This window comes from Bradyrhizobium sp. WCU1, assembly GCF_053474805.1.
In genome coordinates, this window is the sequence record NZ_CM130280.1 from 1947788 (window position 1) to 1973779 (window position 25992).

General features: G+C 64.9%; 23 protein-coding genes. 12 read left to right on the top strand and 11 right to left on the bottom strand.

What is annotated here, in order from left to right; genetic code table 11:
- The first annotated feature begins 10 nt into the window (after positions 1–10).
- From ACTUWL_RS08855 to ACTUWL_RS08865, 3 genes are all read left to right on the top strand, one after another.
- On the top strand, positions 11–1459 hold the full coding sequence (locus ACTUWL_RS08855; RefSeq protein ID WP_021075901.1) for an aldehyde dehydrogenase family protein: 1449 nt from the start codon (positions 11–13) through the stop codon (positions 1457–1459).
- Between the two features lie 225 nt (positions 1460–1684).
- Positions 1685–3226 carry a galactarate dehydratase gene (gene garD / locus ACTUWL_RS08860; RefSeq protein WP_021075900.1) on the top strand — a complete coding sequence of 514 codons (1542 nt, stop codon included), beginning with the start codon at positions 1685–1687 and terminating at the stop codon, positions 3224–3226.
- A gap of 216 nt (positions 3227–3442) precedes the next feature.
- Entirely contained in the window at positions 3443–3619 is a 177-nt protein-coding gene (locus ACTUWL_RS08865; RefSeq protein ID WP_021075899.1) for a hypothetical protein, read from the top strand.
- A gap of 45 nt (positions 3620–3664) precedes the next feature.
- Here the strand turns inward: ACTUWL_RS08865 and ACTUWL_RS08870 are convergent, their stop codons facing one another.
- The 6 genes from ACTUWL_RS08870 to leuC are packed head-to-tail and all read right to left on the bottom strand — an operon-like array spanning position 3665 to position 9596.
- A complete protein-coding gene (locus ACTUWL_RS08870) occupies positions 3665–4537 on the bottom strand; it encodes an ABC transporter permease (RefSeq protein ID WP_021075898.1) in 873 nt (290 codons plus the stop codon).
- Positions 4534–5367, bottom strand: a complete 834-nt coding sequence (locus ACTUWL_RS08875; RefSeq protein ID WP_021075897.1) for an ABC transporter ATP-binding protein — start codon at positions 5365–5367, stop codon at positions 4534–4536. Before ACTUWL_RS08875 ends, ACTUWL_RS08870 begins: the two co-directional genes overlap by 4 nt.
- On the bottom strand, positions 5364–6425 hold the full coding sequence (locus tag ACTUWL_RS08880) for an ABC transporter substrate-binding protein (protein ID WP_021075896.1): 1062 nt from the start codon (positions 6423–6425) through the stop codon (positions 5364–5366). The genes ACTUWL_RS08875 and ACTUWL_RS08880 overlap by 4 nt, the downstream gene beginning before the upstream one ends.
- Positions 6425–7558 carry a 3-isopropylmalate dehydrogenase gene (leuB, locus tag ACTUWL_RS08885; RefSeq protein WP_021075895.1) on the bottom strand — a complete coding sequence of 378 codons (1134 nt, stop codon included), beginning with the start codon at positions 7556–7558 and terminating at the stop codon, positions 6425–6427. Before leuB ends, ACTUWL_RS08880 begins: the two co-directional genes overlap by 1 nt.
- Positions 7555–8190 (bottom strand): 3-isopropylmalate dehydratase small subunit, encoded by a 636-nt coding sequence (leuD, locus tag ACTUWL_RS08890; RefSeq protein WP_021075894.1) that lies wholly within the window; start codon positions 8188–8190, stop codon positions 7555–7557. Before leuD ends, leuB begins: the two co-directional genes overlap by 4 nt.
- Positions 8191–8192: 2 nt before the next feature.
- The gene (leuC, locus tag ACTUWL_RS08895; protein WP_021075893.1) at positions 8193–9596 is read right to left on the bottom strand and encodes a 3-isopropylmalate dehydratase large subunit; all 1404 of its coding nucleotides are present in this window, start codon (positions 9594–9596) and stop codon (positions 8193–8195) included.
- 145 nt (positions 9597–9741) lie between these two features.
- Here leuC and ACTUWL_RS08900 point away from each other — a divergent pair, with 145 nt between their 5' ends.
- Positions 9742–10530, top strand: coding sequence for an IclR family transcriptional regulator (locus ACTUWL_RS08900; RefSeq protein ID WP_021075892.1), 789 nt, complete (start codon positions 9742–9744; stop codon positions 10528–10530).
- Positions 10531–10739: 209 nt separating this feature from the next.
- On the opposite strand, the gene ald is transcribed toward ACTUWL_RS08900, so the two are convergent.
- A complete protein-coding gene (gene ald / locus ACTUWL_RS08905; RefSeq protein WP_021075891.1) occupies positions 10740–11855 on the bottom strand; it encodes an alanine dehydrogenase in 1116 nt (371 codons plus the stop codon).
- A gap of 126 nt (positions 11856–11981) precedes the next feature.
- Between ald and ACTUWL_RS08910 the strand changes: the two genes are divergently transcribed.
- A complete protein-coding gene (locus ACTUWL_RS08910; RefSeq protein WP_035649339.1) occupies positions 11982–12470 on the top strand; it encodes an Lrp/AsnC family transcriptional regulator in 489 nt (162 codons plus the stop codon).
- A gap of 15 nt (positions 12471–12485) precedes the next feature.
- On the opposite strand, the gene ACTUWL_RS08915 is transcribed toward ACTUWL_RS08910, so the two are convergent.
- On the bottom strand, positions 12486–13034 hold the full coding sequence (locus tag ACTUWL_RS08915; protein ID WP_035649507.1) for a cytochrome b: 549 nt from the start codon (positions 13032–13034) through the stop codon (positions 12486–12488).
- A gap of 401 nt (positions 13035–13435) precedes the next feature.
- Here ACTUWL_RS08915 and ACTUWL_RS08920 point away from each other — a divergent pair, with 401 nt between their 5' ends.
- The 4 genes from ACTUWL_RS08920 to ACTUWL_RS08935 all read left to right on the top strand — a co-directional run bounded on the left by ACTUWL_RS08920 (position 13436) and on the right by ACTUWL_RS08935 (position 18459).
- The gene (locus ACTUWL_RS08920) at positions 13436–14389 is read left to right on the top strand and encodes a hypothetical protein (protein WP_291730132.1); all 954 of its coding nucleotides are present in this window, start codon (positions 13436–13438) and stop codon (positions 14387–14389) included.
- 85 nt (positions 14390–14474) lie between these two features.
- Positions 14475–15185, top strand: a complete 711-nt coding sequence (locus tag ACTUWL_RS08925; protein WP_021075887.1) for a type 1 glutamine amidotransferase — start codon at positions 14475–14477, stop codon at positions 15183–15185.
- 211 nt (positions 15186–15396) lie between these two features.
- The gene (locus tag ACTUWL_RS08930; protein WP_021075886.1) at positions 15397–17133 is read left to right on the top strand and encodes an ABC transporter permease; all 1737 of its coding nucleotides are present in this window, start codon (positions 15397–15399) and stop codon (positions 17131–17133) included.
- A 15-nt stretch (positions 17134–17148) separates the two neighbouring features.
- Positions 17149–18459: an ABC transporter ATP-binding protein gene (locus tag ACTUWL_RS08935; protein ID WP_021075885.1), complete on the top strand. Its 1311-nt coding sequence runs from the start codon at positions 17149–17151 to the stop codon at positions 18457–18459.
- Between the two features lie 195 nt (positions 18460–18654).
- Here ACTUWL_RS08935 and ACTUWL_RS08940 read toward each other — a convergent pair whose 3' ends face one another.
- Together ACTUWL_RS08940 and ACTUWL_RS08945 are read right to left on the bottom strand one after the other, a co-directional pair.
- Entirely contained in the window at positions 18655–19005 is a 351-nt protein-coding gene (locus ACTUWL_RS08940; protein ID WP_021075884.1) for a hypothetical protein, read from the bottom strand.
- Positions 19006–19240: 235 nt separating this feature from the next.
- Positions 19241–20176 (bottom strand): LysR substrate-binding domain-containing protein, encoded by a 936-nt coding sequence (locus tag ACTUWL_RS08945; protein ID WP_021075883.1) that lies wholly within the window; start codon positions 20174–20176, stop codon positions 19241–19243.
- A gap of 208 nt (positions 20177–20384) precedes the next feature.
- Between ACTUWL_RS08945 and ACTUWL_RS08950 the strand changes: the two genes are divergently transcribed.
- The 3 genes from ACTUWL_RS08950 to ACTUWL_RS08960 are packed head-to-tail and all read left to right on the top strand — an operon-like array spanning position 20385 to position 23467.
- Positions 20385–21713 (top strand): MFS transporter, encoded by a 1329-nt coding sequence (locus tag ACTUWL_RS08950; protein WP_021075882.1) that lies wholly within the window; start codon positions 20385–20387, stop codon positions 21711–21713.
- Positions 21714–21734: 21 nt separating this feature from the next.
- Positions 21735–22760, top strand: a complete 1026-nt coding sequence (locus tag ACTUWL_RS08955) for an amidohydrolase family protein (protein ID WP_021075881.1) — start codon at positions 21735–21737, stop codon at positions 22758–22760.
- A gap of 32 nt (positions 22761–22792) precedes the next feature.
- Positions 22793–23467 carry an RraA family protein gene (locus ACTUWL_RS08960; RefSeq protein ID WP_021075880.1) on the top strand — a complete coding sequence of 225 codons (675 nt, stop codon included), beginning with the start codon at positions 22793–22795 and terminating at the stop codon, positions 23465–23467.
- 174 nt (positions 23468–23641) lie between these two features.
- On the opposite strand, the gene ACTUWL_RS08965 is transcribed toward ACTUWL_RS08960, so the two are convergent.
- Complete coding sequence (locus tag ACTUWL_RS08965; RefSeq protein WP_021075879.1) at positions 23642–25810, bottom strand: PQQ-dependent dehydrogenase, methanol/ethanol family; 2169 nt, start codon at positions 25808–25810, stop codon at positions 23642–23644.
- Positions 25811–25992 lie beyond the last annotated feature (182 nt).

Genomic DNA, 25992 nt, shown 5'->3' on the forward strand with positions numbered 1-25992 from the left:
GGAGAGAAACATGACCGCTCACCAGAAGAACTTCATCGCCGGCGAATGGGTCGACGGAACCAGCATCACGCGGGACATCAATCCCTCCAACACCAAGGACGTGGTCGGCGAATACGCCAAGGCCGACAAGGCACAGACCGAAAAGGCGATCGCCGCGGCGAAGGCCGCCTTCCCGGCCTGGGCGCGCTCGACGCCGCAGGAGCGCTTCGACGCGCTGACCAAAATCTCCGTCGAAATCCTCGCCCGCAAGGAAGAGCTCGGCCGCCTGCTGGCGCGCGAGGAAGGCAAGACGCTACCCGAAGGCATCGGCGAGGTGGCGCGTGCCGGGCAGATCTTCGCATTCTTCGCCGGTGAGGCGCTGCGGCTGATGGGCGAGAAGGGCGCATCGGTGCGTCCGGGTCTCGATGTCGAGATCACCCGCGAGCCGGTCGGCGTCGCCGGCATGATCACACCGTGGAATTTCCCGATCGCGATCCCGGCCTGGAAGATCGCCCCCGCGCTGTGCTACGGCAACGCGGTGGTGTTCAAGCCGGCCGAACTCGTCCCGGGCTCAGCGCATGCGCTGTCCGAGATCATCGCGCGTTCCGGCATTCCGGCCGGGGTCTTCAACCTCGTGGTCGGCTCGGGCTCGGTGGTCGGCCAGACGCTCCTGGATCATCCCGACGTCGCCGCGATCTCCTTCACCGGCTCGGTGCAGACCGGCCGCAAGATCGCGCAGGCCTGCGTGCTGTCCAATCCGATGAAGAAATTCCAGCTCGAGATGGGCGGCAAGAACCCGCTGGTCGTGCTCGACGATGCCGACGTCAAGGTCGCGGTCGAGGTCGCCGTCAACGGCGCCTATTTCTCGACCGGCCAGCGCTGCACGGCCTCCTCGCGCCTGATCGTCACCGCAGGCATTCATGACCGCTTCGTCGAGGCGATGACCGAGCGCATGAAGGGTCTCTCGGTCGACGACGCGCTGAAGAGCGGCGTGCATGTCGGCCCGGTGGTCGACCAGAGCCAGCTCGATCAGGACCTCCGCTACATCAAGATCGGTCAGGACGAAGGCGCCCGGCTGCATTGGGGCGGCGAACTCCTGAACCGCGAGACGCCCGGCTTCTATCTGCAGCCGGCGCTGTTCACGGGCGCAACCAACCAGATGCGCATCGCCCGTGAGGAGATATTCGGCCCGGTCGCCTGCGTGATCCGCGCCAAGGACTATGAGGAAGCGCTGGCGATCTCCAACGACACCGAGTTCGGCCTCGCCTCCGGTATCTGCACCACGAGCCTGAAATACGCCTCGCATTACAAGCGCAACAGCGAGGCCGGCATGGTGATGGTCAATCTGCCGACCGCCGGCGTCGACTATCACGTGCCGTTCGGCGGCCGCAAAGGCTCGAGCTACGGCGCGCGCGAACAGGGCTCCTACGCCCGTGAGTTCTACACCACGGTGAAGACGGCTTACACGTTCCCGGGTTGAAGATGAAGTTGCATCCGTCGCCGCAACGAAAGTGCCACCTCTCCCCTTGTGGGAGAGGTCGGAACGCATCGCCAGATGCGTTCCGGGTGAGGGGTTGCGCTCTCTCGTGGGACCTGCGCCCCTCACCCGCGCCTTCGGCGCGACCTCTCCCAGCTGGGGAGAGGTGGGAATGCGCGGCGCCGCCTAGAACATCAGCCAACACATTGCTTTTGAGGAACGTGCATCATGGACCAGTCGATCGGCGCGCAGGAGCAGCCCCGCTTCATCAAGCTCAACGCCCGCGACAATGTCGCGATCGTCGTGAATGATTTCGGCCTACCCAAAGGCTCCCGCTTCGCCTGCGGCCTGACCTTGCGCGCCTTCGTGCCGCAGGGGCATAAGACGGCGCTCACAGACATCGCCGAGGGCGCGCCGATCATCCGGTATGGCGAAGTGATCGGCCATGCGCTGTCGCCGATCCTGGCCGGCGAATGGGTCGACGAGGCGCGCATTCGGATGCCCGACGCGCCGCCGCTCGATCAGCTCGAGATATCAACCGCGGTGCCGCCGGCGCTGCCGCCGCTCGAAGGCTTTACGTTCGAGGGCTTTCGCAATCCCGACGGCTCGGTGGGAACGAAGAACATCCTCGGCATCTCCTCGTCAGTGCAATGCGTCAAGGGCACGATGGAATATGCGGTGAAGCGCATCCGCGCCGAGCTGCTGCCGAAATACCCAAACGTCGACGACGTCGTGCCGCTGACCCATGCCTATGGCTGCGGCGTCGCGATCACGGCGCCCGATGCCGTGGTGCCGATCCGAACCCTGCAAAACCTCGCGCTCAATCCGAATTTCGGCGGCGAGATCCTCGTCGTCGGCCTCGGCTGCGAGAAACTTGCGCCGGAACGGCTGGTGCCGGAGGGCGTCAGTGATGCCATCGTGCGGATGCAGGACGAAGCCTTCGACGGCTTCGGCGCGATCGTCGATGCCATCATGACCCAGGCCGAGGCTCGGCTTAAGGTGCTGAATGCCCGCAAGCGCGAGACCTGTCCCGCCGCCGATCTCGTGATCGGCCTGCAATGCGGCGGCAGCGATGCGTTCTCCGGCGTCACTGCGAACCCCGCGGTCGGCTTCGCCGCCGACCTGCTGGTGCGATCAGGCGCGACCGTGATGTTCTCGGAAGTCACCGAGGTGCGCGACGCGATCCAGCTGCTGACCCGCCGCGCCGTCAACGAGGATGTCGGCCATGCGCTGATCCGCGAGATGGCCTGGTACGACGCCTATCTTGCCCGCGGCGGCGCCGATCGCAGCGCCAACACCACGCCGGGCAACAAGAAGGGCGGACTTGCCAACATCGTCGAGAAATCGCTGGGCTCGATCGTCAAGTCGGGCTCCGGCCCGATTGCGGGTGTGTTGTCGCCCGGCGAGAAGGCGCGGCAGAAGGGCATGTTGTTCGCAGCGACGCCCGCCAGCGACTTCATCTGCGGCACCCTGCAGCTCGCCTCCGGCATGACCTTGCAGGTGTTCACCACCGGCCGCGGCACGCCCTATGGCCTTGCCGCCGCCCCGGTCATCAAGGTCGCGACCCGCAGCGAGCTGGCGCGGCGCTGGAAGGACCTGATCGATTTCGACGCCGGCTGCATCGCGACCGGCGAGAAGACCATCGAGGAAACCGGCTGGGACCTGTTCCGCCTGATCCTCGACGTCGCGAGCGGACGCACCAAGCCATGGTCGGACCGCTGGGGCATCCACAACGATCTGACGTTGTTCAACCCGGCGCCGGTGACCTAACCCACTTCGTCATTCCGGGGCGATGCGTCAGCGCCGAGCCCGGAATCCATCGGGCCGCAAAACTGGTGGATGAATGGATTCCGGGTTCGCGCGAGGCGCTGCCCCGTACACGGAACTCGCTGAACAGGCATTCACCTGTATGGCGAAATGCTCATGTTCCACACGTTGAATAGCCCGATTTGATGTCCCACGTCCTCGGCAACAGGAGGACGTTCCATGAAGCAATCGCAGCACTTCCTCGACAATGCGGAGAACTGCGCGCAGCTTGCCGAGCGCGCCGACGACGCGCCGACCTACAACCGCTTCAAGCGAATGGAAGCAGCCTGGCGCGCGCTGGCGAAGGAGCAGGATTGGCTCGACGGCGAGACCTCGCCGTCGGAAACCGCGGCATGAGCCTGCGGGCCGTGGCGGCTGGAACGACGCCACCACGGCCCTCGTCTATTCGGTGCTGCGCTGCCGCTGCCAGCGCAGCAAATAGGCCTGCAGCCGCCAGATCATCGCCGAGAGCACGACGCCGACCAGCATCAGCACCACCACTGCGACCATCATGCCCGACGCTTCCCCGCGCGCCTCGGACTCGATGATGAGGCGCCCGATGCCGCGCTCGGCGCCGATGAATTCGCCGACGATCACGCCGATCAGCGCAAACGAGATCGCAGGCGTCAGCGAGGCGAACACCCAGGCCATCGTCGAGGGGATCACCACGGTGCGGGTGATCTGCCACTCGCTGGCGCCGAGCAGCCGCGCGGCATTGGTGAAGCCCTCGTCGATCGAGCGCGCGCCCTCGAAGGTGTTGAAGAACACCAGGAACACGACGACGATCCACGACGTCACGATCTTCGACATGTCGCCGATCCCGAACGCCAGCACGATGATCGGCGCCAGCGCGATCCGCGGGATCGAATTCACTGCGGTGATGAACGGCTGGAAGATCGCGCTCAGACGATCCGACCGCCCGAGGATCAGCCCGGCGACGAAGCCAGAGACCACGCCGGTGACGAAGCCGAAGAAGGTGTTCTTCAGCGTGATCGCCGTCGCCGCCCAGAGATTGTTCTCGTTGCGCGCCAGGCATTTTCCGAACTCGCCGTTGAACCAGCCGTTGAAGACGCCGAGCTTCGAGGTCAGGCAGCTCTGGATCAGGAAGTTGTCGAAGATCATCGACGGCTTCGAGATGAAATACGGATCGAGCAAATCGGGCACGAGCCAAGGCAGCTTTGCGCGCAGGTCGTAGCCCCATTGCCAGACCGACAGCACGATGGCGCAGATCAGGACCTGCCAGCCGATCGTGCCGAGCGTGCCATACCTCTTCATGCGCTGCGGCCCTTGACGAATTCCTCGCCGAGCGAGTGCCAGATATGCTGGAACAGCTCGGCATAATGCGGTGTCTCGCGCACCTTCACCGCATCGCGCGGGCGATCGAAATCGACCGTAAACATGTCCTTGATCCGGCCTGGCCGCGCCGAGAACAGGATGATGCGGTCAGCGAGGGTCAGCGCCTCGCCGAGATCGTGGGTCACGAACAGCACGGTCTGCTGCTCGCGCTCCCAGATCCGCAGCAGCACCTCGTGCATGTCGATCTTGGTGTGGGTGTCGAGCGCGCCGAACGGCTCGTCCATCAACAGGATCTGCGGCTCGACGATCAGGGTGCGCATCAGCGCCGCGCGCTGCCGCATGCCGCCCGACAGCGCCGACGGATAGGCATTCTCAAATCCCTTGAGCCCGGCCTGCGCAACGCATTCGGCGATGCGCTCCTTCCGTTCCTGAGCCGGCACGCCCGACAGCTCCAGCCCGTAGCCGATATTGTCGCCGACGGTCCGCCACGGAAACAGCGTATCGCGCTGGAAGACGTAGCCGACATCAGGTGTCGCTTTGCCGGGAACGACGCGCTTGCCATCGATCAGGATCTCGCCGCCGGTTGGGCGGATCAGCGAGGCGATCATGTTGAGCACGGTGCTCTTGCCGGAGCCCGACGGTCCAAGCAGCGCCACGAACTCGCCGCGGCGCACATCGAAAGATACATCGCGCACGGCCTCGATCGTGGTCTTCGCGAACTGGAACGACTTGCTCAGGCCCTTGACTTCGACGCGGCGCTCGGCCGAGGCGCGCGGCGATAGGGTTGCGCTTGTCTCCAGCGCGCTCAACCCGGATAGGCCTTTCGTGCCGCGTCGATGAGGTTCGAGTTGACGACGTCGGCGATCTTGAGCGGCTTGATGCCGGTCATCTCGCGGAACCAGACCTTCTCGCCGCGCGCAAAACTCGCGGCGTCGATCGACCCTTCATAGTCCGCGACCTTCTGGATCGCCGTGATCTCCAGCAGATTGGCCTCACGCGAGGTGCTGCCGACATAGGGCTCGATGGCGTCGTAGATCTCGGTCGGCTTGTGCGTCTTGATCCATTGCGACGCGCGCCACAACGCGGTCACGAAGGCCTGCATCTTGGCAGGGTCCTTGTCGATGGTCGCCTGCAAGGTGAAATGCGCCGTGACGGGCACCTTGCCGCCGATATGCTTGTTCCAGATCGCTTCATCGGTCCCGTCGAACAGCAGTTCGCCCCAGCCCTGCTGCTGCGCCTCGTTCAGCAGCGACAGCGAGCTGACGAGGATATCGACCTGCTTCGATTTCAGCGAGCCCAGCATGGTGTCGACATTGCCGGTGCCGATCCAGGTCACCTTGTCGTCGAGCCCCATGGTTTCCATGTAGTAGGACGCCCAGACATGGTTGGTGCCGCCGAGCGAGGAGACCGAGACGATCGGCTTGCGGCCATCGGGCCGCTTCCATTGTGCGAAGGCCTCCAGCGAGTTGATGCCCTGCTCTTTCAGATCCTTGCGCAGGATGAACATCACCGAGCTCGACCGGGTGTCGACCGGCAGCAGCACCCGCGCGGCGCGGCCGTGATTGGTCAGCTGCATCGGGTGGGTGACGTCGCCGATGCCGATATCGCCCTGCGACGAGGCGATGATCTCGCGGGTCTTCACGCCGCTGCCGCCCTGCACCAGCTTGCAGTCGAGCCCGGCCTCCTTGAAGTAGCCGATACGGTCCGCGACGAACTGGGTCTGATAGACCGGCACCGCGACCGGATAGATCGCGCGGCCCGGGGTCGCCTGTGCCCATGCCCGTCCGCTCGCCAGCGTCGCACCGCCGGCGGCGATCACCGTCAGGGCCGAACGCCGCGAAATGTGGGGCATGGCGACATCAGGCATCACGCGTGCTCCTTGGCCGAGATCATGTCGAGCGCGCTGAGCACCGCATCGCCCATTTGGGCGGTCGACAGCCTCTTCGCACCCGCTTCCGCAATGTCGGCCGTTCGTGCACCGGAGGCAAGCGCGGTCTGTACCGCCCGCTCCAGCAGGTCTGCATCCTCGGGGCGATTCAGCGTCAGCCGCAGCAGCATCGCGACGCTGAGAATCGAGCCGAGCGGATTGGCGATACCCTTGCCCGCGATATCGGGCGCGCTGCCATGCACCGGCTCGTACAGCGCCTTGCGGCGGCCGAAGCGATCGACCGGGCCGAGCGAGGCCGACGGCAGCATGCCGAGCGAGCCTGAGGCCATCGCCGCGCAATCGGACAGGATGTCGCCGAAGATGTTGCCGGTGACCATGACGTCGAACTGCCGCGGCTCGCGCACGATCTGCATCGCGGCGTTGTCGACATAGAGATGGGTCAGCTCGACGTCGGAGAACTCCTCCTTGTGCAGCCTGATCACCTCCTCGCGCCACACCACGCTGGTCTCCAGCACATTGGCCTTGTCGACCGAGCAGACCTTGTTGCGCCTCGTCCGTGCCAGCTCGAATGCCGAACGCGCCACGCGCCGGATCTGGTTGGTGGTGTATTGCTCGGTGTTGAAGCCGCGGCGCTGGCCGTCCGGCAAGGTCTCGATGCCGCGCGGCTCGCCGAAATAGATGCCGCTGGTCAATTCGCGGATGATGACGAAGTCGACGCCGTCGAGCACCTCGGGCTTCAGCGGCGCCGACGCCGCGAGTGCCGGGCTCGCCATGATCGGCCTCAAGTTCGCGTAGAGATCGTATTTGCTGCGCAATCCCAGAAGACTGCCGGCCTTGCGCGCCGCCGCGGGCACTTCGGTGGTCTCGGGACCGCCGGTCGCGCCCCACAGGATCGCGTCGGCCTCGTCCATCGCTTCCGCGGTGTCCTCAGGCAACACCTTGCCGGTTGCGAGATACGGGATCAGGCCATATTGCGCCTCGCGCAGCGTCATCGGCGCGCCACGCTTGGACGCGAACCAGTCGAGCACGCGGCGCGACTGCGCGGTGACCTCGGGGCCGATGCCTTCGCCGCCGACGACGGCGATCTTGACCATGTTGGATTGCGTGCTCATGCGGGTGTCCTTGTCGAATGAATCCAGGGCCGCGCCGCGCGATCGGACGCCTGAAAGGCGTGGACCTCGGCGTCGCGCTGCAATGTCAGCGCCACCTCGTCGAGCCCCTTCAAGAGGCCTTCGCGCCGGCGCGGGTCGATCTCGAAGGCATGCCGGGTGCCGGATGGCGAGACGATGGTCTGCGCCTCCAGGTCGATCGAGACCTTGCCCGCACCCTGCGTCGCCTCGATGTCGGCGGCGAGCTGATCGACCACCACCTTGTCGACGATGACCGGCAGAATTCCGTTCTGGAAGCAGTTGGCGAAGAAGATGTCGCCGAAGCTCGAGCCAATGATGGCGCGGATGCCGCGCTCCTGCAGCGACCACACCGCGCCTTCGCGCGACGAGCCGCAGCCGAAATTCGGCCCGGTCACCAGGATCTCCGCCTCCCGGTACGGCTCGCGGTTGAGGATGAAATCGGGATTCTCGGAGCCATCAGGGAGGTAGCGCAGCGAGCCGAACGCCCATTTGCCGAGCGTGCCGCGAATCGAATTGCCGACCAGGCGCTCGATGCGGATGATCACGTCGGTATCGATATTGCTGCGCATGATCGGCGCAGCCGTTGCGGTGAGCCTGTCGAACGGTTTCGGCATGATCAGCGCCCCATCATCCTGACATCGGCGATCGCACCGGCGATGGCGGAGGCCGCCGCACTCGCCGGGCTCGCCAGATGCGTCCGCGCCCGCGGCCCCTGCCGGCCGACGAAGTTGCGGTTCGAGGTCGAGACCGAGCGCTGCCCGGGCGCCACCACCTCGCCGTTGGCGGCCAGGCACATCGAGCAGCCCGGCTCGCGCCACTCGAAGCCGGCTTCGATGAAGATCTTGTCGAGCCCTTCGGCGACCGCCTCGCGCTTGACGTTCTCCGAGCCTGGCACCACCCAGGCGCGGACCCCGGCGGCGACCTTGCGGCCGCGTGCGACCTCGGCCGCAGCACGCAGATCGCTCAAGCGGCTGTTGGTGCAGGAGCCGATGAACACCCAGTCGACCGGCGTCCCGGCGATCGGCGCACCACCTTGCAGGCCCATATACTCCAGCGCGGTCTCGATCGCGGCGCGCCGCAAGGGATCGTCGACCGCCTTCGGATCGGGAATGACGCCGTCGACGCCGACGACATGCTCGGGGCTGATGCCCCAGGTGACCTGCGGAATGATCTTCTCGACGTCGATCATGACCTCGCGGTCGAACACCGCATCGGGATCGCTCGGCAGCTCGCGCCACGCTTTCACCGCGAGATCCCACATCTCGCCTTGCGGCGCGTAGGGACGGCCGCGCAGGAATTCGAAGGTTGTCTCGTCGGGCGCCACCATGCCCATCTTGGCGCCGAGCTCGATCGAGAGGTTGCAGATCGTGAGCCTCCCCTCGATCGGCAGCGCGCGGATCGCGCTCCCCGCATATTCGACCGCATAGCCGGTGCCGCCGGCGGCGCCGATCTGCCCGATCAGCGCCAGGATCATGTCCTTGGCGGTGACGCCGAGCGGCAGCTTGCCTTCGAAGCGCGCACGCAGCGTCTTCGGACGCTTCTGGATCAGCGCCTGCGTCGCCAGCACATGGGTGAGCTCGCTCGACCCGATGCCGAAGGCGAGTGCCCCCAAGCCGCCATGGGTGCAGGTATGGCTGTCGCCGCAGACGATCGTCGCGCCCGGCAGGCTCAAGCCGAGTTCGGGCCCGATGACATGGACGATGCCCTGGCCGGGCTCATCGACATCGAACAACCTGATACCGCTTGCCGCGGTCTCAGCCCGCAGCGCCGCCAGCAATTCCATGCCGATCTTGCTGGTCCCGGCGCGACCGGGCGCCGTCGACAGCGCGTGATCGGGCGTCGCGAACGTCAGCTCCGGATTGTGAACCTTGAGGCCCCGGCTCTTGAGATCGAGCAGTCCGCGCGAGCCGCCGAGATCGTGCAGCAGATGGCGATCGATATGAAGGAGATCGGTGTCCTCGCTCAAACGGGCGATGACATGCTGGTCCCAGATCTTCTCGAGCAAACTTCGGCCGGGCATTCGCCTTCCCCTGCTCTCTGCGTTTCCATGCGGCTTGATCTCATTGGCGCCAATCTGTGCCAAACTTGTCGTCAAGTGAAGCCATTTTGGCCTAACATCACATATGTGATGGAGGCGCGGTCATTGCCGCGCCGCGGAGACAACCATGCCGAGCGCGAACAAGACGGCCATTGTCAAATCTGCAATGCGCACGTTTGCAGTTCTGGAGTTCTTTCGGGAAACGAAGCGGGCTGCTTCCGTAACCGAAATAGCTTCCGCGCTGGAGATGCCACAATCGAGCACGTCGGTGTTGCTTAGCAGTCTCGTTGAATTGAACTACCTTGAATACGATCGAAAGACCCGGCGTTTCATCCCTAGCTACCGCGTCGGTCTGCTCGGTGATTGGATCCGTCGTTCTCCGTTCCGTGACACAAAGCTGACCGATCTGATGGAGGAACTCTGGAGCGCGACTGGGGGCGAAACCATCCTGCTTGGACAACAGACGGGCGCCGCCGGGATGCGGTATCTACACGTTGTGCCGAGCGGCTATCAGCTTCAGTTCATTACACATGCTGGTCAAATACGACCGATGGTTCGTACCGCGCTTGGACACGTGCTGCTGAGCCAAATGCCAAACACCAGGATTCGCGGCATCATCCGTCGCAACAATGCCGATGAGCCGAGTCCGTCGGCGCGTGTTCGCGAAACGGCGTTTCTCGAAGAAATCGAGCGCATTCGCCGCCGCGGCTTTTCCGAGTCAGGCGGCCGCACGACGCCGGGCGCAAACACCATAGGCATGCTTGTTCCGCTACCAAAGCGACGCGCGCCGCTGGCTATCGGCATCGGCGGCCCCATCGAACGGATCGCGGCAAAGCGCGAGCACATCATTGAAGTGATGCAGAGCCGGCTGAAGAAACTGACGGAAAACGCCGGATCAAGGTTCGTCGAGAAATGACATCTCGGACGCTCGGCGCGTCGTGCGGATGACTCCGCGACTGCACAACGCATTCGATGTCGTCCCGGCGAAAGCCGGGACCCATAACCACGAGCGCCTATTGTCTTGCTCGGCCGTGTCGACGAATTCCCGTAAAACATCCGCCGCAGAGTATGGGTCCCGGCTTTCGCCGGGACGACAATGGGAAAAGCTGCGAAGGCTCGCAAACGTTACGACGCCAGCGCTTCCTCCGGCATCACGGCCGCGAGATGCTGGCTCTCGGCGACGGCGCGGTTGGTGATGCGACCGCGATCGACGTTGAGGCCGGCGCGCAAATGCGGATCCTCGACCAGCGCGCGCAGTCCCTTCGAGGCCAGCGCCAGGCCGAACGGCAAGGTGGCGTGGTTGAGCGCATGGCTCGAGGTCACCGGCACCGCGCCCGGCATGTTGGCCACGCAATAATGCACGATCTCGTCGACCAGATAGGTCGGCGCCTGGTGGGTGGTCGGCTTCGAGGTCTCGAAGCAGCCGCCCTGGTCGATCGCGACGTCGACCAGCACCGCGCGGCGCTTCATGCCTGCGAGCTGCGCGCGCGACACCAGCTTCGGTGCGCTGGCGCCCGGCACCAGCACGGCACCGATCACAACGTCAGCGGCGAAAACCTCCTGCTCGATCGCTTCCAGCGTGGCGTAACGGGTGCGGATGCGCCCGAGGAAGAGGTCGTCGAGCGCACGCAGGCGCGGCAATGAGCGGTCGAGAATGGTGACGTCGCTGCCGAGACCTGCGGCCATCCGCGCCGCATGGGTGCCGACCACACCGCCGCCGATGATCGCAACGCGCGCCGGCGGCACGCCCGGTACGCCGCCGAGCAGCTTGCCCATGCCGTCGGCGGATTTGCGCAACGCGGCGCCCGCGGCCTCGATCGCCAGCCGGCCGGCGACCTCGCTCATCGGCGCCAGCAGCGGCAGCCCGCCATGCGCATCGGTGACGGTCTCATAGGCGACCGCCGTGCAGCCGGAGGCGATCAACCCCGCGGTCTGCGGCACGTCGGGCGCAAGATGCAGATAGGTGAACAGGATCTGTCCCTCGCGCAGCCTGATCCATTCGGACGGCTGCGGCTCCTTCACCTTGACGATCATCTCGGCGACGGAGAACACCTCTTCGGCGGTGTCGGCAATCCGCGCACCGGCTTGGGTATAGGCGTCATCGCCGGCACCGATGCCGTCGCCGGCGCCGCGCTGCACCACGACCTCGTGGCCGTGCGCCACATATTCCCGCACCGAGGCCGGCGTCAGCCCGACCCGATACTCCTCGACCTTGATTTCCTTGGGCACGCCGACACGCATGGTCCGCTCCTTGCAAAATTGGTTTCCGCCAACCACGAGGCTATGCCCCGCCGCACGGCGTTTCTCAGCGAATTCCGGCTTGCCCACAGCCAGATACGCCCATATCCTTCGTGGCAAGCTCAGCGGATGAAGGAAAACTGCGTGGACGGTCTCGATCGTATCGATCTCAGAATCCTCGCCGAGCTGGTCAGTGATGCCCGCGCCAGCCAGATCGAGCTTGCCGAGAAGGTCGGGCTGTCGCCGACCGCCTGCGCGCGGCGGATTCGTCATCTGGAGGAGATCGGCGTGATCCGCGGCTACCGCGTCGACCTCGAGGCATCAGCGCTTGGCCTCGTCACGACCGTCGTCGTCACCATCACGCTGGAGAAGCAGAGCGAGGACTATCTCGCAGCTTTCGAGGCCGCGATCGCGCGCTGCCCCGACGTCGTGTCCTGCCATCTGATGTCGGGCAGCGACGATTATCATCTGCAGGTCATCGCCCGCGACATCGCCGACTTCGAGCGCATCCACAAGCAGCATCTGTCGCGGATGCCGGGTGTCGCCCGCATCCATTCCAGCTTCGCGATGCGCGAGGTGGTTCGCCGCACCATTCCGGAGACTGCGCTGCGCGGATAATCCGGAAACCAGACGTCAGGACGCATTGCGGCTCGTGCGCGGCCACATCCGCGCCAGCGTCTCGTCCTTTTTCACGACGACATGCCAGAGCGTCGCGGCGATATGCAGTGCGACCACGGCGTAGACGACATAGGCGAGCGCGCCGTGCGCCAGCTCGCCGGCCTCTGCGACCGCCTTGTTATCGGCGAACAGGCGCGGCCAGCTGAAGGTCCAGAAATAGCGCAGCGAGTAGCCGCCGGCCGACGAGAACATGTAGCCGGTCACCGGCATCACGAACAGGATGGCGTAGAGCGCCCAGTGATTGAGCCGTGCCGCGATCTTCACCAGCGGCGAGAACGATCTCGGCTCCGGCGGCGCCGTGGTCGCAGCGCGCACGATCAGCCGCAGGATCGCCAGGAAGAACAGGGTGACGCCGAGCGATTTGTGTACCTCGAGCAGCTGGCGCCGTGGCGAGGTCCCCGCCGGCTGCAGCCCGCAATACAGCCCGATCAACATCGCCGCGATGAACAGCACCGCCGTCGCCCAATGGATCCTGCGCAACAGCGGGTCGTAGCTGGCCGTCATGTCCGTCGTCACGAGGCGCCTTCGCTTGAAGCCAGCCCGCGCGGGTTCGGCCAGAAAAAGGAAGCCGTTCAATAGATGATGGCGCGGGGCCTGCCTACCGGCGCGGGTGTCACATTCGATCACGATCGCGAAGGCGGGGCAGCCCGTTCTCTCCACCGTCATTCCGGGCTCGCGTTCCGCGCGCCCCGGAATGACGGGAGAGGGGTTTGGCGGGCTGCGCGTTGTCACAAACGCCGGGCCGCCGCTCACTGTCACAAACGCCGCGCTGTCACAAACACTGTCACAATCCGTAGCCGCCCGGCCCGCGCCACACGCATTTTTTAGTCGTGATTCGCGACCTTCTATGACAGAATTACTACAGTTCAATATCAATTCGGTTACAGGCGGAGCGGTGAATGAGCATGGAGCGGCAGGCACGGCCGGTTACGCTGGCTTGGTCGAATCCAGTGGTCCGGTGGTGGGGCTTCCTAAGCTTCGTCAGCGCCGCCAACATCGCGATCTGGTTCGCGCTGTACCGCCAGTTCCATGAGCAGTCGAACGGCAGCTTCAGCAACACCTCCGGCATCGGCCTGATGATGCTGCTGTGCGCGGCCTATGTGTTCGGCTGCGCCTTCCGTTCGGTGCTGCCGCGCGCCGACGTGCAGCGCATCTGCCTGTTCGACCACTGGCTGTCGAGCGTCATGGTGGGCCGCACCGTCGCCACCGTCGCCGAGGTCTGCTTCGCCGCGCAATGGGCGATCATCCTGCATCAGCTCGGCACCATGACCGGCGCCGAGACCACCGTGAATATCGCCTGGACCATCGTGCCGCTGATCGTGATCGCGGAATGCTTCTCCTGGTATGCGGTGCTGACCACGCATTATCTCTGCAACGCAATCGAGAACTCGATCTGGGCCGTGGTGTTCTTCCTGGTCGGGATCGCGCTGTGCCGGCTGCTGCCCGAGTTCCATGGTCCGGTGCGCTGGGCTTTCATCGTCGCGATCGTCGGCATTGCCGCCTTCCTCGCCTTCCTGATGACCATCGACGTCCCGATGTACCTCAACCGCTGGCGCATCAACCTCGCCGCCGGCGGCAGCCTGCTGCACCCGCTCGACGGCCTGCGCGACGTCAGCCGGCGCTGGGTCGTGACCCATGACATCGCCGAATGGCGCGAGGAAATCGCCTGGATGTCGCTGTATTTCAGCATGGCGGTGTGGTCGAGCCTCGCGCTCTGCGTCGGTTATTCGCTCGAAGATCAATTGCCGCGCTACCGCACCGAACCCGTCATCATCAGCACGGCACCTGCGGCCGCGAACACCACGCCGGCAGCGCAGCACACCGCGACGATCGACACGGCGGCGCCGTCGCGGAATTGATCGGCCGGCGCCGCAGGCGGCTTGTGACCGCAAGCGCTTTCGGATTAAAGGCTGGATCATCCCCGCTCTTCCATCAGCGCATTTCATGTCCCGCATCACCATCATCGAAACCGGGCTCGTCAGCCCGCAGTTCTGCGAGCGTCACGGCAGCTATCCGCAGATGTTCCAGCGGATGGTGGCCGCGGCCGATCCGTCTGTTGCCTGCAACGTCGTGAGCGTCGCCACGGGCGAGGCGCTGCCCGATCCGGCCACGCTGGATGCGATCCTGATCACGGGATCGGCAGCCGGCGTCTATGACGATGTCGCCTGGATCGCGCCGCTGGAAGCCTTCGTGCGCGCGGCCCACGACAGGCATGTTCCGATGGTCGGCGTCTGCTTCGGTCATCAGCTGATCGCGCAGGCGCTCGGCGGCACGGTGCGCAAATCGGAGAAGGGCTGGGGCATCGGCCGCCACGTCTACCGGCTGACGCCCGACAATGGGCTGCTCCAGGGCGAGGCGATCGCCGCCGCCTGCTCGCACCAGGACCAGGTGATCACCCCGCCCCCCTCCGCACGCACCATCATGTCGTCCGAGTTCACGCCGCATGCCGGACTGCTCTATGCCAACGGCACGACGCTGTCGGTGCAGCCGCATCCGGAATTCACCGCCGATTACGCCGATGCGCTGTGCGACCTGCGCCGCGGCCTGGCGCCCGACCGTGTGGTCGAAATCGCCAAGGCATCGCTCTCCGAGCCGCTCGACCACGCCACGCTGGGCGGCGCGGTCACCCGGTTCCTGACGCAGCCAGGGTCCTGAACCAGGGGACGACGGCTCTGCGGCGGACGTACGGCCAACCGCCCGATCTCATAAGCCACACCAGGTTCCGATATCCTCCGAAAGGGCGTCATGCGCCCATCTCCCGACTACCCTATTGTCGTGAATCCTGCCTATAAGCCGACCTTGGGGGCCGGTTCCGATGCCGTCGGGCCGCAATCAGCCGGGTTCTGCTCCCCCTGAAGGTGGCTTTATGACGTTTCGGGACGTTCGCTCAGCCGTATGGGGACCTGTCTCCCTGCGGCCCAATTTCTGGGACCTGGCGGCGCTGTTGCTGCTGGTCGGCGCGATGGTGCTCGTCGTCTACGGCGGCGAGCAGACCACCGTGCCGCTGTCCGAGCTCGAGCGGACGCCGGTGTCGCTCGATCCGGCCAACCTGCCTTACTATGCGCTCCGAACCACGATGCGGATGCTGCTGGCGATCGTCTGCTCGACGGTGTTTACGTTCATCTACGCCACCGTCGCAGCCAAGAGCCGGCGCGCCGAGATGGTGCTGATCCCGATGCTCGACATCCTGCAGTCGGTGCCGATCCTCGGTTTTCTCACCTTCACGGTGGTGTTCTTCATGAACCTGTTTCCCGGCCGCGTGCTGGGCGCGGAGTTCGCCTGCGTGTTCGCGATCTTCACGAGCCAGGCCTGGAACATGACGTTCAGCATGTATCAGTCACTGCGCAACGTGCCGAAGGACCTCGACGAGGCGACCGCGAGCTTCCACCTCTCGGGCTGGCAGCGGTTCTGGCGACTGGACGTTCCCTTTGCGATGCCCGGCCTGATCTGGAACGCGATGATGTCGATGTCCGGCGGCTGGTTCTTCGTCGTGGCGTCGGAGGCGATCACCGTCGGCAACACGACCGTGACCCTCCCCGGCGTTGGCTCCTATGTCGCCACCGCGATCGAGCAGAAGAACCTGCCTGCGATCGGCTATGCACTCATCACGATGCTGATCGTCATCATCGCCTATGACCAGCTGCTGTTTCGTCCCATCGTGGCCTGGGCCGACAAATTCCGCTTCGAGCAGACCGCCTCCGGCGAAGCTCCGACGTCGTGGATGCTCGATCTGTTCCGGCGAACGCGCGCGCTGCGCGCCCTGACCTATCCATTGGGAATGGCCAACAAGGCGATCTCCACCATGCGCATCGGCTGGCCGGTGGCGCTGCGCTCCGGCGGCAAACCCGGCCAACCTTCGCGCCTCATTGACGCCATCTGGATTACGCTGATCGTTGCCGCGGCGGCCTACGCCGCCTGGCTGGCTTACCAATACCTCTCCGCCTCGCTCGGCCTGTCCGACGTCTTCGATGCGGTCGGATACGGGCTCGTCACGCTGCTGCGCGTCATCGTGCTGATCGCGCTGGCCTCGCTGATCTGGGTGCCGGTCGGCGTCTGGATCGGCCTGCGGCCGAAGCTTGCGGAGCGGATCCAGCCGCTCGCGCAATTCCTCGCCGCGTTTCCGGCCAACCTCGCCTTTCCGGTGTTCGTCGTGCTGATCGTCCGCTTTCACCTCGACCCCAATGTCTGGCTCAGCCCGCTGATGATCCTGGGCACCCAGTGGTACATCCTGTTCAATGTGATCGCGGGCGCCGCCGCCTTCCCGACCGACCTGCGCGAGGCCGCCAACAGCCTTCATCTCGGAGGATGGCGATGGTGGGTCAAGGTCGTGCTGCCCGGCATCTTCCCCTATTACGTCACCGGCGCGATCACCGCGTCGGGCGGATCCTGGAACGCCTCGATCGTCGCGGAGGTCGCGAGCTGGGGCAACACCCATCTCGTCGCCACCGGTCTCGGCGCCTATATCGCGCACGCGACCGAGACCGGCGACTTTCCCCGGGTCGTGCTCGGCATCGTCGTCATGTGCATTCTGGTCACGTTGTTTAACCGCCTGTTGTGGCGACCGCTCTACGCCTTCGGCGAGCGCCGCCTTCGCCTCGGCTGATCGAGAGGGATCCTGATGCTCGACCAAACCAAGCAAGCCGCCCTGATCGACATCCGCAGCGTCTGCCGCTCGTTCCCGAAGGGAAGCGGCGAGCAATTGCTGGTGCTCGAGAATGTCGACCTGACGATTCATGCCGGCGAGATCGTCGGGCTGCTCGGCCGCTCGGGATCGGGCAAGTCGACCTTGCTGCGGATCATCGCAGGGCTGGTCGCGCCGTCGTCGGGGGCTGCGACCTGCCGGGGCGAGGCGATCGCCGGCCCGCCGAACGGCGTCGCCATGGTGTTCCAGTCGTTCGCACTGTTCCCCTGGCTGACGGTGCTGCAGAACGTCGAGCTCGGACTGGAAGCGCTCGGCGTCGACGCCACCGAGCGGCGCAAGCGCGCGCTCGCAGCGATCGACCTGATCGGTCTCGACGGCTTCGAATCCGCCTACCCGAAGGAACTGTCCGGCGGCATGCGCCAGAGGGTCGGCTTTGCGCGGGCGCTGGTCGTGCATCCCGACCTGCTGCTGATGGACGAACCGTTCTCGGCGCTCGACGTGCTGACCGCCGAGACGCTGCGCACCGACCTGATCGACCTCTGGATCGAAGGCCGGCTGCCGATCAAGTCGGTGCTGATGGTGACGCACAACATCGAGGAGGCCGTGCTGATGTGCGACCGCGTCCTGGTGTTCTCGTCGAATCCGGGGCGCGTCGCCGCCGAGTTCAAGATCGACCTCAAGCATCCGCGCAACCGGCTGGATCCGACCTTCCGCCAGCTGGTGGACCAGCTCTATGCCCGCATGACGCAACGTGAAGAACCCAAGGCGCTGACGCCCGGGGGAATTCCCGGCTCCGGCGTCGGCATGGTTCTCGACCATGTCTCGTCCAACGTGCTGTCGGGCCTGATCGAGACGCTGGCCGGGCCACCCTATGGCGGACATGCCGACCTGCCGGTGCTGGCGAGCCAGCTTCAACTCGAGACCGATGAAATTCTGCATCTCGGCGAGACGCTGCAACTGCTGCGCTTTGCCCAGGTCAGCGAAGGCGACGTGGTGCTGACCGAGGCCGGCGTGCGCTTTGCGCATCTCGACACCGACACGCGCAAGAAACTGTTCGCGGAGCACCTCATCAACTACGTCCCGGTGATCGGGTTGATCCGCCGCGTCCTCGACGAGCGGCCCTCGCACATGGCGCCCGCAGCACGCTTCCGCAACGAGCTCGAGGACTACATGTCCGAAGACTATGCGGATGAAACGCTCAAGACCATCGTGTCCTGGGGGCGCTATGCCGAGCTGTTCGCCTATGACGAACAGTCCGAGACCTTCAGCCTGGAGAATCCGGGCTAAAGCATGATCCGGAAAAGTGCGAAGCGGTTTTCCGAAAAGATCATGCTCAAACAAGGAGCTAAAGCCCGATGACGATTCAACCCAATCTCACCGCGCTTTAGGTGATCGCCGGACCGCCGCCCACCGAATCGCTCGACCACGCCACGCTTTGCGGCGAGGCGCGGTCCGCTCCTCCCTCAAGCGCCGCGCACGCCATCAGGTCATGCTGCCCGGCATGAAGCAGCGCACCCGTGGATGGCCATCGATATAGTGCTTCCACACCATGGTTCGCCCGATCTTGTTCGGCTCGGTGATCACGGCCTCGTTCGGCACCACAACCCACTCACTGTCGATCAGCACGCGATAATGGCCGTGATCCGACTCCCAATCGGGATCGGCGACCACATATCCGTCGGCATCCGAGCAGCACTGCCCGTAGCCGCTGTGCAGGCTTTCAAACCAAGGCTTCAATGGTGAGTTGGCGTAGCGGCCGTCGTCGCGCGCCAGGGTCGGCGATGTCAAGAACACCGCCCCAAGCAGGACTGCCGCACGTGTGAGAACGTGCATCTTGTCGTCTCCGCAGATGTCAAATAGCTGCGGGCGCGCATCACCAATCCTTCGCCCGCGACATTGCCGTCGCAGGCGGAAGCACGACGAATCGGCGCCCCAGCATCTGACATTCGGCTATGCAAGAGCGGCGCCAGACTGCGTTCCGGGAGACTACGGCCTACGAAAGTAGGGGCTGCGCGGGCCGGCAGGCAGGCGGCCTCAACCACGCGCGGTCGTCTTGCGCGCGGCGCGATCAACGGCTCGCTGCCGTGACCCCGGGGACCAGCGGCGGCGTGCTGCGCGTTGCCGCCTGCAATGCGCATTCGACGAACCGGCGCGGCAACAGCGAGGCATTCGAGCGCATCGCCACCAGCATGCGGCTTTCGGCATCAGGCGTATCGAGCGTCTTGGCGACGACGTTCATGACGCCGGCCTGCTGGTAGCAGGACGGCAGGATCGAAAGCCCGATCCCGGCCGCGACCAGACTGAGCACGGTGCGCAGCTCATGCGCCTCCTGCACGATGCGCGGCGCAAAGCCCGCCCGCCGGCAAAGCATCGCGGCCTGATCGCCGACGCCGCAGCCGCTTTCGGCCATGCCGACGAATTCGTGCTCGGCAAGATCGGCCACGGCCAGCTTGCCCGGTGCAGCGGCGAGCGGATGATCGATCGGCAGGAACACCATCAACCGATCGCGCCAGACGACGTGAACCTGCAGATCGGCCGCCGGGCGGAAATCGAGCGGCGGCCGCATGATCGCGACATCGAGCTCGGCGTCGGCGAGCGCCTGGAGCTGCTTCGCCGTCGACATGTGCCGCAGCTCGATCTTCACCCGCGGATAGCTGGCGCGGAAACTGCGGAACAGTTCGGCGAACATGTCGAGCATCGGAACGGAATCCGTGAAGCCGACGCGGACCGCGCCGGCCTCGCCGCGCGCGGCACGCCGCACGGTCTCCGACGCCAGATCGAGCTCGCTGACGGCGCGGCGCGCGTGCTCCAGCAGCAGCTGGCCGGCCTGGGTGAGCGCGACGGCACGCCGCGTCCGTGATAGCAGCTGCGTCCCGAGTTCCTCCTCCATCGCCTTGATCTGCGTGCTGAGCGGCGGCTGGCTGACATGCAGCCGCTTGGCGGCGCGGCTGAAGCTGAGCTCCTCGGCCACCGCGATGAAGTAGCGAAGCTGCCTGTAGTCCATCGCTTATTCCGATTCCCTATAAGTGACGGGTCAAAGCGGTATTTGACCTCCCAGGACCGTTTCCTGATCTTGGCGCCAAAACGCGGATGCTCCAAGGGATAACAAGGGGCAACGCGCGCAGCCGGTCAGCCATGCGAAATCGCCGCAAATAACAGGCGCTCCGCCAGGTTCGAGTCACCGGTGCCAAAAACAACAAGGGAGGATTTCGATGGCCCAACCGGCTACGAGTGAATTGGAGACCCAAACCATCCGTCGCGTCTACTTGCGGCTGATCCCGATCCTGTTCGTGATGATGTTCTTCAACTATCTCGACCGTATCAATCTCGGCTATGCCGGGCTGACGATGAACAGGTATCTCGGCCTCAGCCCCGCGATCTTCGGCTTTGCCGCCAGCATCTTCTTCCTCGGCTACATGGTGCTCGAAGTGCCGAGCAATTTGATGCTGCACTGGCTGGGCGCGCGGGTCTGGCTCGCGCGGATTCTGATCACCTGGGGCCTCGTCGCGACGCTGACCGCCTTCGTCTGGAATCCACTGAGCCTTTATGTGATGCGGTTCGGCCTCGGCATCGCGGAAGCCGGCTTCATGCCGGGCGTGGTGCTCTATCTCACCTACTGGTTCCCGTCGCGCTACCGCGCCCGCGCCGTCGCCGGATACATCATCGCCGGCTCGTTCTCGGCGGTCTTGGGCGGGCCGATCTCGACCAGCATCATGACCTTCCTCGATGGCGCCGCTGGGCTGCACGGCTGGCAATGGATGTTCATCGCCGAGGGCGTGCCGACCATTCTGCTCGGCCTGTTCACGCTCTATTATCTGACCGACCGCCCGGCCAAGGCGAGCTGGCTGACCCAACAGCAGGCCGCCTGGTTGGAGGGCGAGCTCGCCGCCGAACGGGCCGAGATCGAACAGCAGGGGCAGCACAGGTTGATCGAATGCGTGCTCGATATCAGGGTCTGGCTGCTGGCGGCGCTGTTCGGCTGCGCGCTGGTCGGCATCTACGGCCTGTTGCTGTGGCTGCCGCAGATCATCAAGGGCATGGGCGATCTCAGCAACATCGAGGTCGGCTTCCTCTCAGCGATCCCGCCGCTGCTCGGCGTCATCGGCACCATCGTGGTCAGCCGCAGCTCCGACAGGACAGGCGATCGCAAGTTTCATCTCGCGGCCGTCTATCTGCTCGCCGCAATCGCGATGCTCGGCAGCGCCTATGTCGCGAGCCCGGTGCTGGCCTTCGTGTTCCTTTGCATCGTCGGCTTCAGCCTGAACGCCGGCAATCCGCTGTTCTGGAGCATCAACGCCTCGCTCTTGACCGGCGCGGCCGGCGCCGCCTCGATCGCCATGGTCAACACGCTGGCGCAGTTCGGCGGCCTGATCGGCCCCTGGTGCATCGGCCTGATCAAGGACTCCACCGGAAGCTTCTCCTGGGCGCTGGTCGGCATCGCCGGCTTCCTGCTCGTCGCCTCCGCCATCGCCGCCACCATGCGCGTCAAACCGCGCGAGACGGAGCTTGCGGGCGCGATCCCGTCATCCGTCACCCACTGACAACTGCACAAGGAAGCCACCATGATCATCGATTGTCACGGCCACTACACCACCGAGCCGGCCAAGCTGCAGATCTTCCGCGACAAGCAGCTCGCCGGCCTTGCCGACAGGTCGCGCCGGCCGCTCACCACCAATCTCGGCATCACCGATGACGAGATCCGCACCAGCGTCGAGGGCGCGCAGCTTCGCTTGCAGAAGGAGCGCGGCACCGACGTCACCATCTTCTCGCCGCGCGCCGCCGGCATGGCGCATCATGTCGGCAAGGAAGCGACCAGCCGGGAATGGACCACGATCTGCAACGACCTCGTGCATCGGGTCTGCACGCTGTTTCCACAAAACTTCGTCCCGGTCTGCCAGTTGCCGCAGAGCCCTGGAGTGGCGCCCAAGAACTGCATCGAGGAGCTCGAGCGTTGCGTCACGCAACTCGGCTTCGTCGGCTGCAACCTCAACCCCGATCCCGCCGGCGGCTATTGGTGCGATCCGCCGCTGACAGATGAGTGGTGGTACCCGCTGTACGAGAAGATGGTCGAGCTCGACGTGCCCGCGATGGTCCATGTCTCCTCGTCCTGCAATCCCTGCTTCCACGGCACCGGCGCGCATTACCTCAACGGCGACACCACCGCCTTCATGCAGTTCCTGACCTCGGACCTGTTCAAGCGCTTCCCGACCTTGCGCTTCATCATCCCGCACGGCGGCGGCGCGGTGCCCTATCACTGGGGCCGCTACCGCGGCCTCGCACAGGACATGAAGCTGCCGCCGCTGTCGGAGCATCTGCTGAAGAACGTGTTCTTCGACACCTGCGTCTACCATTTGCCCGGCATCGAGCTGTTGACCCGGGTGATCCCGGTCGAGAACATCCTGTTCGCATCGGAGATGGTCGGTGCGGTCCGCGGCATCGATCCCGAGACAGGGCATCACTTCGACGACACCCGCCGCTATATCGATGCGTTGCCGCTCAGCGCCGAGGACAAGGCCAAGATCTTTGAAGGCAATGCCCGCCGCGTCTATCCTCGCCTCAACGCCCATCTCGACCGCCGCGCGCACTGAGCGACTGCGCCGCCAACACACCGGAGAAACCGATGGCCATAGGATTTGCAATTCACAAGGCGAAACGGAAGGTCTCGCCTGATCTCGTCACGCGCTACCGCACCCTGCCGGTCGCCAATATCAGCGATGTGATGTCGCGCATCGCGGGCACCAACCGGCTGCGGCCGATGCATGCAGGCGGCTGGCTCGGCGGCCCGGCGCTGACGGTCAAGACCCGCCCCGGCGACAATCTGATGGTGCACAAGGCGATCGACCTCGCCCAGCCCGGCGATGTGATCGTGGTCGACGCCGGCGGCGTGCTGGTCAACGCCATCATCGGCGAGATCATGTCGACGCTGGCGGAGAAGAAGGGCGTGGCGGGCTTCGTGATCGACGGCTCGATCCGCGATGCCGGCGCGATCCGCGCAGGATCGTTCCCGGTCTTCGCTGCCGGCGTCGCCCATCGCGGGCCCTACAAGGACGGGCCGGGCGAGATCAATTGCGCTGTTGCGATCGACGGCATGATCGTCGAGCCCGGCGATCTCATCGTGGCCGACGATGACGGCGTGCTCTGCGTGCCCCATGACGACGCCGAGGCCATCTGCAAGCTGACCGAGGCCAAGAAGGCCACCGAGGAAAAGGCCATCCAGCAGATCCTTGCCGGCACCAGCGACCGCCGCTGGGTCGATGAGGCCCTGCAGCGCCTCGGCTGTGAGTTCAAGGACTGATCCGCTGCCGGTCCTCGGGAGACCGATACGCGCCGGTTGGGCACGAGCCTGACGGACCGCTTCAATTCGCGCGAGCGCAGTCAAAACAACGGCCTCAGCGCAGGGAAGCGCTGAGGCCGACGGCACACAAACAAGCTGTGCGTGCTCCTTGCGACATGATCCGTTTAGGTCATGCTATTTGCTCTTCGGCCGGATCGCGTCCGCGGTCCCCTGGATGAAGGCCTGAATCTTCACCACGTCAGCTTCGGTCAGCTTGCCGGTGAAATCCGGCATGCCGCGGTCGCGGAACGGCCCGGCGAAGACGATGTCCTTCAGGTTGGCGATTTCCTCGGCAGGGACATAGCCGAGATTTCTGACATTGCCGCCGCGATCGACGCCGGGAACGCCATGACAGGTGGCGCAGGCGGCAACATAGAGCGCGGTGCCTTCGGGCACGTCCTTCGGATCGTACTTCACGCCCTGCAGCAGGCCTTCGGTCTGATACTTCACGAACTCCGGCATCTTGGCCTTGCCGTTGAGCGCGAAGGTGTAGACCGTGCCGGGATTCTGGTACTCGGTCGCGCGCGTAGCGATGCCGAACACGCCGCCCCAGCCGACCGCGATCGAGACATATTGCTGGCCGTCGATCGTGTAGGTCGATGCCGCGGCGACCACGCCGGTGCCGGTCGGCGTCTCCCACAGCGTCTTTCCGCTGGTCGCATCGTACGCCACGAAACGTCCGTCGGCGGTGCCCTGGAACACCAGATTGCCGGCAGTGGTCAGCGTGCCTCCATTCCACGGCGACACATAATCGACCTTCCAGGCTTCCTTCTGCTTGACCGGATCCCACGCGATCAACTTGCCGAACGCGGGCGCCTTCGGCGGCTCGCCGTTGAGCACGAAGCCGACGTTCCAGCCGGTCGTGCCGCCGAACTTGCCCGGCGTCGCGGCATTCTGTGCAAACGACTTTTCCGGCGTCAGATTGACCGGCACGTTCTGCGCGGGCAGGTAGACGAGGCCGGTCTGCGGATTGAACGACATCGGATGCCAGTTGTGGGCACCATACGGCCCGGGCACGGCGTCATAGGGCGCATCGCCACGCGCGGCCGGCACTTCGATTGGCCGTCCATTGGCGTCGTAGCCGGTCGCCCAGTTCACATCGACGAAATTCTTCGCCGAGATGAACTTGCCGTTGGTGCGGTCGACGACGAAGAAGAAGCCGTTCTTCGGCGCATGGAGAATCACCTTGCGCGGCGCGCCCTCGATCGTGAGGTCGGCCAGGATCATCGGCTGGGTCGAGGTGTAGTCCCAATTGTCGCCGGGCGTCTCCTGGTAGTGCCAGATGTATTTGCCGGTATCGGCATTCAGCGCCACGAGCGAGGCGAGGTAGAGATTGTCGCCGCCGGAGGGGCTGCGGATCTTGCGATTCCACGGCGCGCCGTTGCCGGTGCCGACATAGACCATGTTCAGCTCGGGATCGTAGGTGATGGTGTCCCACGGCGTGCCGCCGCCGCCATTGAGCCAGTATTTGCCGGCCGGGTCCCAGGTCTTGGCCGCGGCTTCCATCGAGGCGTCCTCGAACGGCTTCGAGGGATCGCCAGGCACGGTGAACCAGCGCCAGAGCTGGTTGCCGGTCTCGGTGTCATAGGCCGTGATGTAACCGCGCGCGCCGTATTCGGCGCCGCCCTGCCCGATCACCACCTTGCCGTTGAAGGCGCGCGGTGCGCCAGTGATGGTGTAGGAGTGATCGTGATCGATCAACGTGTCCTTTTCCCAGACCTTCTGGCCGGTGGCGGCATCGAGCGCGATCAGGCGTCCATCATAGGCGGCAACGAACACCTTGCCCTTGTAGACGGCGACGCCGCGATTGACCACATCGCAGCAACCCTTGTAGCCCTTCGAGCGGTCGACGCCCGGGTCGAACGACCAGAGCTTCTTGCCGCTGCGTGCATCGATCGCGTGAACCAGGCTCCATGACGCCGTCTGATACATGATGCCGTCGACCACGACGGGCGTCGCCTCGACGCCGCGCGACGATTCGAGATTGTAGCTCCAGACCAGCCCGAGGTCCTTCACGTTTCCGGCATTGATCTGGTTGAGCTTGCTGAACCGCGTCTCTGCGTAATCGAGACCGATCGTCGGCCAATCCTTCGATGTCGCCGCATTCGCCTTGATGAAATCGCTGTCGACTTTCGACGTGACGGCCTTGATGCGGTCGGGAGTTGCGTCCTGTGCCGAAGCACCGCAGAAAACCGCAAGACCAAGGACCGAGGCGAGAGCGATCGTCGCGAGGGCCGATCGCGGAGATGGGCTTCTCCGATCTGCAATGCAGTGCGTAGTCTCGAACGACAGCAAACGCTTCATGTGTTTCCCTCCAGCGATCTCTAACGGATCTGCCGCGAGCGTAGACGCGCATTTTTGCGACTTCAAGTTCGATGCATGATGCGACACGCAAAGCGAATGATTTGCGCAGGCACGACGCCGCGAGATTCGATTTTTTCCAAAACAGATCGGGAATAATTCCCGAAAACTGCGAGATACAATCT